Raw genomic sequence first — 11,213 nt, forward strand, 5'->3', positions numbered from 1 at the left:
GTGTACATAAAAACCGGATGATGAATTGTTCAAAAAATTCATCATCCGGTTTTTATTTTGGACTAGGAGTTTTTTCCCAGCCTCAACCCTAAGGGGTATTGTACGCCTACTTATGTTATCAAATTAATTTAAATAACTAAAAAGAGGCCGGGAAATAACCCGACCTCTTTGCTATTTTAATGATAAGAATGCAGCGGCTGGCTGTCCAGTCATCCCGCTACTCGTTATTCAATTGTTATCGCAAAACCGTCTGGAGCCAGCTGGTGCCCCTGCATTCCCTGACTAAGAAGCAGTTGGCCCCTGGTTGCTAACTCCGCTGGTGCACCCGTGGTGTTAAAGAGTCCTTTAAGCACTTTCCCAGCACCTGTACGGGAAACTTCCACCACCCCGATTGGCAGGACATTAAATGCAATTGTCCCGCCTGCAATTAGGTCAGCATAGTCACGACGCAATGCGACTAGCTTCTTAAAATATGCAAGCATTTCTTGAGCATCATCGTCTGGCGCCCAGTTCATTGGCTTCCGACAGTCCGGATCATTGTCTCCATCCATGCCGTACTCGGTGCCATAGTAAATTGACGGTGTTCCAGGCTGCAAGAATGTAAAGGCAAAAGTTTGCTTGACTAGGTCCCGGTTATCGTGGGCCTGAGTCATAATTCGCGCTGTATCATGAGAATCCAAGACATTAAACATCATCTGATTAGTCTGGTCACGGTACTTCATCAGCTGGTTGCTAAGCTGATCAATCATTCGTTCCGCACTAAGCCGGTGGTTAATGAAGTGGTCCAAAATAGCACCGGTGTAGCTGTAGTTCATTACCCCGCTAAATTCGTCCCCGTTCAGCCACGCCTGCGAGGTATGCCAAATCTCACCTAGGATATAAAAATCTGGTTTGAGGGCCGTTGTCTCCTGGTGGAACCTCTTCCAGAAGTGGTGGTCAATTTCATTGGCCACATCCAGCCGCCAAGCATCAATATCAAATTCCTCAATCCAATATTTGGCAATTCCCAACAAGTAATCCTGCACTGCTGGGTTAGCTGTATTGAGTTTCGGCATATGCGGTGTGTAATCAAAGGTATCGTAAGTTGCATCCGGGGTAAATTCAAAGTTCTTGGTCGGCGTGTAAGTTGCTGGGAACTTATTAACATGGAACCAATCAGCATATTTCGAGTTTTGGCCGTTTTTAAGAACGTCCTGCCACTGCGGCGACTTATCACCAATATGGTTAAAGACGGCATCTAGCATTACCTTAATCCCCCGCTTGTGAGCCTGGGCGACCACTTCCTTAAATAAGGCGGCGTCACCAAAGTGAGGATCAATCTGGTAATAGTCTTCTGTATCATACTTATGGTTAGAAGGGGCTTTAAAAAGCGGGTTAAAGTAGATCCCATTGACACCCAATGCTTGAAGGTGGTCAAGGTGGTCCAGTACACCCTGCAAGTCACCGCCATAGAAATCCTGACGACCAGGATGGTCATTGGCATTCCACTTTTTAGTACCAGCAGGGTCGTTGGACTGATCACCATTGGCAAAGCGCTCGGGGAAAATCTGGTACCAAACCGTTTTCTTTACCCATTCTGGAGCATGAAACATATCAATCTCTTGGAAGAAGGGCATCCGAAAGTAGGTATTTAAATCATTCAAGGCCGCGTGGTCATCTGGCTGAAGGTAGCCCCGGTCGGTATAAACCGCCCTCGTCCCATCAGCGCCAGTGATGTCAAAGGCATACGCCAAGCGCTTTTTCGGCTCGGTAACCGCAATCTGCCAATAATCATAGAGGTCATCTGACAAGATTTTCTTCATCGGCGTCGGTTTGGTATAAAATGGCGGTTTAATTCCCGCCAGGCTGCGAAGGCTGTAAGGGTCACCGTGCAATAGCTGGACCGCTTTTACGTCATCTTTAGCAGTCCGTAAACGGATATGCATCGTCTGAGAGTCATAAAGAAAGGCCATTTCGCTTTCCGGCCGGTGGTAGATAGCAGCAAGATTCATTATTCAATATCTCCCTTTTCAACAGAGGTTTCCTTGACAACGTAAACCGCAAATGCCCCAATCAGTGCTAGGACAGCAGATACGACCAGCATGTGTGGAATGTAGTTGCCCAATAACGGATAAAGGGCAAAGGAGCAAATAGAAGCAACAATCTGTGGGAAGCAGATCCAGCAGTTGAATAACCCCATGTAAGTACCATCATGCTTACCATCCAGGGCATTCGTCAGGATAGTGAACGGGATAGAGTTGATCGTAACCCAGCACATCCCGATACCAATAAAAGCAACGAACGATAATAGCTTAGTCGGCGCAACAGATAAGCCCCAGAAGCCGAGGGCACCCAGGACCATTCCTAAGGCGTAGGCAGGTTTCCGAATTCGGTCATTCAGCTTTTGCAAAACCAATCCGTAAATAATTGCTACCCCGACTTCAACAGCAGACAGGACACCAAACCAGTTTCCGGCAGCTTGGTAAGCAGCGCTAGAAGCATTCGTAGTGTGCCAGATGTTTTGGGCTACCGTCCCTGCACCATAAGTCCACAGGTATTGGAAACCACTCCAAGAGAAAAATTCAACAATTCCCAGCGTCCAGAAAACCTTGGGCGCGTGTTTAACAATTGTGAAGAAGTTTTCACTAATATTAGCATTTTGGTCTAAGCCGTGGTACTTGGCATAAGTCTCTGGGTCATATTCGTCAACTTTCCAAATAGTAAAGATTGATGAAACAACTAAAATCGCAGCTCCAATATAGAATGACCACTTAACAGAATCTGGTAATTCACCCTTAGCTGCAATATTCTTAACCCCAATCCAGGTCAAGAAAAACGGGAAGAGGTCAGCGGCAACGGACCCGATGTTTCCCCAAATCGTCTGCCATGACCAAGCCTGGTCCTTTTGTTCATCGTTTACCATGTCAGAAATCATCATCTTGAATGGCTGCATCGACATATTTGAAGACAGGTCCATAAATAGGATGGCTACCGCGCCGAACCATAGCGCAGTCGAAGTCTTGAAACCAAACGAGCCGGAGTTCGGCAACAGGCACATCACAATGACAGCCACAATCGTCCCTAAAATCAAGTAAGGGAGCCGCCGCCCAATTTTAGGAATCCAGGTCCGGTCGGAAAAGTAGCCGACCAGTGGTTGAACAACCATCCCTGCTAATGGCGGCAGGATGAAAAACCATCCTAGCTTGGTTGGGTCCGCCCCCAGGGTTTGGAAGATCCGCCCCATGTTAGCACTCTGCAAAGCAAAGGCCATCGAAGTCCCCAGGTTCCCAAACGTCATCAGCATTAATACTGAAAACGCGAGGGACGGCAAATTTTTATTTAACTTTTTCTCGCTCATATAATAGTACCTCCATCGATAATTAATAAGTCTGTAATGATTACGCTTACATAATACTGCTATCGGCCACCTGATGCAACCGCTTGCACAAAATTATTAGCAACCGTTTACTTTTAAAAGCTGACGGTCCCTTGGACTCCCTAAATTCTTACCGCACATTTACTTTTTTAAGGTAAACTGACAATCCATTTAAATTTTATTATTATTCCAAATTTCTGAATACAGGATTAACAATCATATCTTTATAAAATATTGGTTTTACCTGGTCAAAACTTGAAGTCTCTAATGGACTGTTTTTCGCTTTCGTTTAAATTGAAAGCACTTATTACCAGTTCATCTATGCGCTCATTCTCTTTGGAAATATTTTGCCCGTGTTTTCTTTTATCCATTGCTTCAGATACCAATGTAGAGAGTTCTTTCTCGGCATCATCGGTCAACTCTGGAATAGGAAATTGTGCCAATTCATTAACCTTAAACTGAGGAAAAAGTCTACACTGAAACTTATCAAATTTCATTAGAAACCATAAAGTTATTGGCTTGGAGTTAAGAATTCCAAGGATAGCAAGGATGTCAATGCCCTTAGTATTTTCAACTATCATCGAATTAATATCATTGATGATGGTTGTATCAGCAAACGCTCCATCAATTGCGTATTCATTTTTATTTGGTATTTGGCGCACTAAGATTCTGGGCTCTGTAAAATTGGTTGATCTACGTGGTTCTGCTAGTCCATCGGTGTACTGTATATATTCTGTACTTGGTTTTAAATAATATCGTTGAACATTATTGCCGTTTATATACGGTAAATAATAACTGTCAATTTTAGTTTTACTATGAAACACGCGACCGTCTCTATCTTCTTTAGTCATTTTGAACCTGGGTGCAACTTGGAAAGACCCTTGCCTACCTGATATGCTTTTATTCCCGTTTTTACATCAGCATAGTTACTAAGAGCTTTACTTAAGTTCATCTTCCAAAAAGCATCTATGGTAGCCTTGTATTTCACCATAGAAATACTAAAGATAGGTTTTTCGTTCCCAAAGAAATCACTAGGGACCGTGCCAAATAATTTGTATTCTCCATGATCTAACTCTCCCACAGTAATGGTATTTGGACATTCTTTTTTAAAGAATACCAAGCAATTATCAACATTGGCGTCGGTAAAAAGCTTGTCCATGGAGTTAATAATCTCAAGTTACCCCGTTTTGTTAATTAGGAAGTCACGTATTTTCTGATTACTATGAATAGTCAGCATATTGTTCGGGATGATGTAAGCAAAAGTACCGCCTTGTTTTAGCAAATTGTATCCAAGCTCCATAAACAAGGTATAGGTATTTGCCTGATACTCATCAACTGTGTAATGACTTAAATAGTATTGCTTCGTGTAATTATCAAAAGACTAGTTTCTTGCAAAGATGTATGGCGGATTAGCAATTACAAGATCCCAGCCCACAAAATCACCATTACTATCTAAGACTTCTGGAAATTCCATTCGCCATTCCATGCTATGATTAAATACTGGACTGTTTTTTGCTTTTTCGTATGCTTCCTGAGCCTTTTTAGCCTTGGCTTTTAATTCTTTAAGGTTGGTTTCGTGGAATAAATTGCCCTGTCCAACTTTATTCATTCTAGCTTGCGCACGGTCAAGCCTCTCTCCAGCAGGGGTTTTAAAACTGCCAAAGAATTCATTCTTTATGTTTTGAATTTCTTTGTTAATATCAGCCTTAACAGTTTTGTTACTAGTGTTCTTGTACTTCTTAACTAATGACAAATAGTCTTTAAAGTTATTTCTCCGCATATCGAAGTGAGCGTTTAAATCAAAGCGACGGATTAAACTATCACCGACTTTAATGTTGATGTCAATGTTAGGTAGAGTAGTTAAGCTACCGGTTTCTGAATAATAGGCATCTTTTAAGAGCTCGATCCAGAGACGCAATCGGCAGATATTTACAGAGTTAGGATTTATATCAACGCCATAAAGGCAATTTTCAATTATAGTACGCTTCTGGTTGAAAAGTGCTTTTTGGATCCTTAGGGTTCCAGGCTCCTTCGTACTATATTTAAAGCGATCACCATTTATGTCTTGCACGATTAACTCATCGTTTACAACTAAACATTGCACGTCATTTAAGATTTTCCCATTGGCATCAAACAACACTTTTAGTTGAGATTTGATTGCGATTAATTCATTAAGCACGAATAGAATTATATAATGTAACTTAGAGTTGGAACTGCGATATGATGGTACTTTGGTAGTTTTAAAACTAAGTCAACTCAATTAAAAATAACATATTTGCCAATGAGAAACATCCAGTGTAAAAGCTGGGTGTTTTTTGCTATTAAAGGTAAGTTTCAAGCAGTAATAAATGCTATCGCTAAATTAGATTGTTCGTTTTTTTTCTTATTGATAAGTTAGTTGCTCTATGATATTTTTAAATAGACGAACTTATAGAGCTTAATTTATGAAAAAGTTCGTAAATTATGTAGAGAAGGAGTAGTGAAGATGCCGAAAACAAGAAATCGTTATGGAGTAGCTATTGCAGGAGTAATTTTGCATTTGATGATTGGTAGTGTCTATGCATGGAGTGTGTTTACCAAACCAATCTCTGGATATACAGGCTGGAAGGAAACTTCAGTATCGTTTGCATTTAGCTTAGCTATCTTTTGCTTGGGGATGTCAGCTGCCTTTATGGGGCGTTTAGTAGAAAAATTTGGGCCAACAGTTACTGGAACTATTTCAAGTATTTGCTATGGGAGTGGGATTGCCTTAACGGGATTAGCAATTCAGTCTCATCAATTATGGTTATTATATGTCGCATATGGAGTAATAGGTGGCTTAGGATTAGGGTCAGGATATGTAACCCCGGTTTCTACTATCGTGCGTTGGTTTCCCGATAAGCGGGGACTAGCTACTGGTTTAGCGATTATGGGTTTTGGTTTTGCAGCGATGCTTACGGGGCCAATTGCGCAAAGTTTAATGGCGAACGTTGGCGTTGTAAATACCTTCTACATTCTCGGAGGCTTTTATTTTGTTGTAATGCTGGTTGCTGCCCAATTTATCAAGAAGCCACGATCACATGAACTCCCTCCAGCGATTGCTAAGAATGCTGAACGGATAAGTTTGACTGGTCGCGAATTAACTGCTAATCAGGCTTTGCGGACACGGACATTTGCCTTCCTATGGTTTATGTTTTTTATTAATATCACTACCGGAATTGGGCTAGTTTCAGCTGCTTCACCAATGGCCCAGGACATGACGACAATGACAGCGAATGCGGCTGCCGTAATGGTTGGTATCATTGGTCTATTTAATGGTTTTGGTCGTCTAGCTTGGGCAACTTTATCAGATTTTATTGGCCGGCCACTTACCTATAGTTTGATTTTTGTTCTTGATATTGTGATGCTCTTTGTTCTTCTTTTATTTAAGGCGCCATTTATCTTTGCATTAGCGTTGTGCTTATTAATGTCTTGTTATGGGGCGGGATTCTCTGTGATTCCGGCATATCTCGGTGACGTTTTTGGGACAAAAGAACTTGGAGCTATTCATGGCTATATCTTAACTGCCTGGGCAATTGCTGGGATGGTGGGACCCCTTCTTCTTTCTTACACACACCAAGTTCTCCACAATTACTATGTCACCTTAATTGTTTTCATAATTATTGATGCTTTAGCAATGATTGTTTCTCTTTTGATTCAACGTGATTTTATTACTAATCGGCAAACGAAACTCGTTATAAAATAACCGTCATGAAAAAGGTCGAAAATAAGAGTATACTAAACTAATTCAGTTTTTAAGATAAGGTAAATTCAATATGCATAATTTAATTTTTCTTACAGATCTTACAGGATCAGATTTAGATCCTTATATGCGACTTAATGAAGCACAACTTTTTCATGCTCTTGAACCTAATCCGGGTTTATTTATTGCGGAAAGTCCCAAAGTGATTGAACGAGCTTTACGAGCAGGTTATCGGCCAGCATCTCTTTTAATAGAAGAAAAGGAACTAGAGCGCGACTTGGCTGATTTGGATCATGAGATGGCAATTAACCAAACTAGGGGATTAGAACAAACGCCAATTTATGTAGTTAATAGTAAATTACTTCGGCAGTTGGCTGGTGGTGGTTATAATCTTTTACGAGGAGCATTAGCAGCTATGCACCGTGTCGAACGGCCAAGTCTAAATAATTTTTTGGCTACTATGCCCAGTGACCATCCGCGTATCGCAATCCTGGAAAGTGTTGTTAATCCCACCAACATTGGGGCGATTTTTCGCTCAGCCGCAGCTCTCGGAATTGATGGGGTAATTGTAACGAGCGACTCAGCTGATCCCCTTTATCGCCGGGCCTCACGGGTAGCTATGGGAACGGTTTTTCAAGTACCGTGGACCTATGTTGATGCTAAAGTTTGGCAGTCAGAAGGAGTTGATCTTCTTCATCGAGCTGGCTACAAAACAGCCGCGATGGCGCTCCGTCATAACACGGTTGATATTGATGATCCTCAGTTAGCTAAGGTGGATAGATTAGCCATTATCCTTGGTTCAGAGGGGCCGGGATTAAGAGAAAATACAATTACGCAGAGTGATTTTACAATTAAGATCCCGATGGCTACAGGCGTTGATTCCTTAAATGTGGCGGCTGCCTCGGCCCTCGCTTTTTGGGAATTGGGTAATCGGAAAGTTAAATAATTGAACGAAAAAGGGAATAGAATTAAACTTGCTTGCGAGTTTTTAGTCCCACTCCCGCAAGGATGGCTACAATGCAAAGCTAGTCTACAAGGATTTCCACGATATCGTAACAAGATTCGTATAAAAAAAGAGGCTGTTGAAAAAGTTTTCTCGCAGCCTCATAATTAAAATTATTTATTGTCAAACGGATCCCATTCGTATTTTGCGCGCGCACCACCAATCAATTTTGATCGGTTGCGGAGATAAGTCGTATGAGCCAGTCCGATTTGTTTTATCGAAGTGCGAACTGGAACTTGGACAAACTTAACATGAATGCCAATCGAGGTATCACCGATGTCCATGCCGGCTTCAGCAGTAATGTGTTCAACTTCAATCGAATCGTTAAAGTTTTCAAAAGCAGCAATTTGTCCTGCACCACCTGCATGGAGCGAAGGGAAGACAGTAACTTGTTCAAAGCTGCGCTCCTTAGCTACATTTCGTTCGACAACAAGTGCCCGATTAAGGTGCTCGCAACCTTGGACTGCTAAATGGAGTTGGTGTTTTCGTAAGATATTAACAACTGTCGAAACAATCGCCCAGGCAATCTCAATGTTAGAGTCCTTTCCGATTATTCCGCCATGGACTTCACTAGTTGAAAGACCTAACACTACGAGGTCATCTTTTTCTAACTGAGCTTGATCCAATAATTCGGTTAAACCTGTTGCTGTTTGTTCTTTAATTTTATCAAGATTAATTCCATCTACTGTCATTAATTATCATTCCTTTATTATGAATAATATATCTAATTATCCACATTATACTAGGAAAAACCTTTGTGTAGCTAATAGCTACCTGCTCTATTTATGAGCCTAAAAGAGATTAATGCCCAATTTCTTGACGATTATTACTAGTTAGTTCAGAAAGCGTATAAGGAGCATAGTAATCCACGTGACAGACAAATAAAGCCCTTGGTAATTATGGACGACTACCGAGGGACTTTTGTGTTTAGTGAAGTCTAAATACCTCATCAAAATAACTTTCTACAAATATATTAGAAATACCTTGCTAGATCTCGGATGAAGTATTACTGCTATCTGTCATTCAATAAATGCGCAATAATATCCATACGATTATCGTAAATGCGCAAAATTTCAACTAATTGTTTATCATCATGAACACGATAAAAAACCGTGTTGCGCTTCAATGGTAAAAAACGATAGCCAGCTAATAATTCAGATAACTCTGCAGCATCTTTACCCAATCCTGGCATTGCCGATAAACGTTCAATTGAATGTTTCAGAGAACCACTCACCTTATCAGCAGTCTGCTTATTAAACTTATGAATAAGATATTGATACAGATTATCAACATCTCGCTTTGCTGCACCTCTAAATCCTATTTGATAATTTTTCATTTATCAAGCTCTCCAAATACATCGTCTAGCGTGTATAATCCACTTTCAGCCGAGGCTTCTTGAAGATCCTTAAGAACTTTCATGCCATTTACAAATCGATCATAACTTTCAATATCAACAATCGCATACTTTCCATAACCATTTTTAGTTAAAAATACTGGATTATCAGCATCTACTTCTTTTAGTAGTTTATTGTAATCACGTAAAGCAGAAACGGGTTTTATTGACATCTTCATCATGATTAATCACCTCACTAACATTGTACGATATTTTAAGTAATATTTACAGCAAAAAAGGGTATGCTTCTACTATATAAACTATGTAGAAAGATGTATACTTTAGGCGATCTATAAAAATGTGACAGATACTATCTTTCAAGAAGAATTGAAACTCAAATAATCCTTTGCTATACTACATTTTGTAGATATGCCTTTTGTTTATCAAAAGGTACGTTCGAAGGTAGGTTGCTGGAAAAAATACTGATTTTATCGGTATTTTTCCAGCATTTTTTTATACGAAAGGAGCTAAGAATATGTCTAAATTTCGCTTGCAGTCCGTTGTTTTTGTCTTAACCGCATTTTTATTAGGATGTAATGAATTTATGGTTGTGGGGGTTATTTCTGATATTGCCAAAAGTTACCATGCTTCATTATCAACGGTTGGCTTTTTAGTTACTAGTTTTGCAATTATTTATGCTATCTGCACGCCTTTAATTACCACTTTGACAGGTAAGTTTGATCGTTTTAAGGTTTTGATGGTGCTAATGCTGATCTTTTTAATCGGTAACACTTTAACCGCAGTTGCGCCTAACCTATTTTGGCTATTTGTTTCGCGGATTGTAACAGCTGCGGTCGCGGGGACAATTATTTCATTGATTCTTGTATTTGTAAGTATGATTGCGCCAATTGAAAAACGGGCAATGCTGGTCGCTTCAACTTTCGCTGGTTTTAGTATTGCTACGATTGTAGGAGTCCCCGTTGGAACGGCAATTAGTAATGCTTTTTCTTGGCGGGATAGTTTTGCCCTCATTTCGGTTTTAACCGTAATTATTTGTGGCTTTTTATATTGGCTGATACCACGGGACAGTCGTCAAGAAAATGCTTCGTTAAGTAACCAAGTTCAACTTTTTAAGGATCGGCGAATAATTCTTGGGGTTATCGTAATGGTAACATTAATGTCAGCTGAATATACCTTCTATACTTATGTTCGCCCAATTATTACCAATGTTCTTGGGTTTAGTACGACTAACTTAACATGGCTATTAGGACTTATTGGAATTACGTTTATTCTTGGTAATATATGTGCCGGCGTAATCGCAAATCGTTTTGGGATCACTAAACTTATTGTTATTAGTAGCACCGTCCTTATTTGTTTATTGTTGATGAATGCAATGTTCCATGTTGCATGGTTAGGGATCCTGTTATTGTGTGTTATTTGTTTTGTCCTAGGAATGCCCGGTTCAATTCTGCAAGTAATGTTTCTGAATATTGCTGATCGAGAGTATCCAGAAGCAATGAATTTGGCTTCTTCATTAAACCCGATTTGTACTAACGTGGGGGTATCGATTGGCTCCTTGACCGCCTCAATCAGTATTAATTTTGTTCAAATTAACCAGATTGGATACGTTGGAGCAATCTATGCCTTGATTGCAGTTTTTGGTTCGCTTTATCTGATTAAAACAAGCGCCAACTAGAAATGATTATATGCATTTGAAGAATTATTCCAATAGCAGTAAAATTATTTTTGGATTAATAGGTTTGATACTATTTGGGAGGATAATTTTATCCATAAATTTGCG

The 11,213-nt window shown here is 40.2% G+C and carries 10 protein-coding genes and 1 pseudogene; 3 read left to right on the top strand and 8 right to left on the bottom strand.

Annotation, left to right across the window (positions count from 1 at the left end; genetic code table 11):
• Positions 1 to 224 precede the first annotated feature (224 nt).
• The 5 genes and pseudogenes from AACL61_RS05250 to AACL61_RS05270 all read right to left on the bottom strand — a co-directional run bounded on the left by AACL61_RS05250 (position 225) and on the right by AACL61_RS05270 (position 5,534).
• Entirely contained in the window at positions 225 to 1,991 is a 1,767-nt protein-coding gene (locus AACL61_RS05250; protein ID WP_102816171.1) for a glycoside hydrolase family 13 protein, read from the bottom strand.
• Positions 1,991 to 3,337 carry an SLC45 family MFS transporter gene (locus AACL61_RS05255; protein WP_102816170.1) on the bottom strand — a complete coding sequence of 449 codons (1,347 nt, stop codon included), beginning with the start codon at positions 3,335 to 3,337 and terminating at the stop codon, positions 1,991 to 1,993. Before AACL61_RS05255 ends, AACL61_RS05250 begins: the two co-directional genes overlap by 1 nt.
• 266 nt (positions 3,338 to 3,603) lie before the next feature.
• The gene (locus AACL61_RS05260) at positions 3,604 to 4,206 is read right to left on the bottom strand and encodes a TaqI-like C-terminal specificity domain-containing protein (protein ID WP_339111082.1); all 603 of its coding nucleotides are present in this window, start codon (positions 4,204 to 4,206) and stop codon (positions 3,604 to 3,606) included.
• Entirely contained in the window at positions 4,203 to 4,514 is a 312-nt protein-coding gene (locus AACL61_RS05265) for a hypothetical protein (protein ID WP_339111083.1), read from the bottom strand. Before AACL61_RS05265 ends, AACL61_RS05260 begins: the two co-directional genes overlap by 4 nt.
• 18 nt (positions 4,515 to 4,532) lie before the next feature.
• A pseudogene (locus AACL61_RS05270) lies at positions 4,533 to 5,534 on the bottom strand (Eco57I restriction-modification methylase domain-containing protein).
• 306 nt (positions 5,535 to 5,840) lie between these two features.
• Here AACL61_RS05270 and AACL61_RS05275 point away from each other — a divergent pair.
• Complete coding sequence (locus AACL61_RS05275; RefSeq protein WP_098046168.1) at positions 5,841 to 7,079, top strand: L-lactate MFS transporter; 1,239 nt, start codon at positions 5,841 to 5,843, stop codon at positions 7,077 to 7,079.
• Between the two features lie 70 nt (positions 7,080 to 7,149).
• A complete protein-coding gene (locus tag AACL61_RS05280; RefSeq protein ID WP_003671487.1) occupies positions 7,150 to 8,022 on the top strand; it encodes a TrmH family RNA methyltransferase in 873 nt (290 codons plus the stop codon).
• 170 nt (positions 8,023 to 8,192) lie between these two features.
• Here AACL61_RS05280 and AACL61_RS05285 read toward each other — a convergent pair whose 3' ends face one another.
• From AACL61_RS05285 to AACL61_RS05295, 3 genes are all read right to left on the bottom strand, one after another.
• Positions 8,193 to 8,771: a TIGR01440 family protein gene (locus AACL61_RS05285; protein ID WP_339111085.1), complete on the bottom strand. Its 579-nt coding sequence runs from the start codon at positions 8,769 to 8,771 to the stop codon at positions 8,193 to 8,195.
• A 320-nt stretch (positions 8,772 to 9,091) separates the two neighbouring features.
• Entirely contained in the window at positions 9,092 to 9,415 is a 324-nt protein-coding gene (locus tag AACL61_RS05290; RefSeq protein ID WP_339111086.1) for a type II toxin-antitoxin system RelE/ParE family toxin, read from the bottom strand.
• Positions 9,412 to 9,654, bottom strand: a complete 243-nt coding sequence (locus tag AACL61_RS05295) for a type II toxin-antitoxin system prevent-host-death family antitoxin (protein ID WP_003664790.1) — start codon at positions 9,652 to 9,654, stop codon at positions 9,412 to 9,414. Before AACL61_RS05295 ends, AACL61_RS05290 begins: the two co-directional genes overlap by 4 nt.
• Before the next feature lie 293 nt (positions 9,655 to 9,947).
• On the opposite strand from AACL61_RS05295, the gene AACL61_RS05300 reads away from it, so the two are divergent.
• The gene (locus tag AACL61_RS05300) at positions 9,948 to 11,108 is read left to right on the top strand and encodes an MFS transporter (protein WP_102816177.1); all 1,161 of its coding nucleotides are present in this window, start codon (positions 9,948 to 9,950) and stop codon (positions 11,106 to 11,108) included.
• Positions 11,109 to 11,213 lie beyond the last annotated feature (105 nt).

The organism is Limosilactobacillus reuteri subsp. porcinus (assembly GCF_036621895.1).
In the GTDB taxonomy this organism is placed as follows: Bacteria; Bacillota; Bacilli; order Lactobacillales; family Lactobacillaceae; genus Limosilactobacillus; species Limosilactobacillus reuteri_J.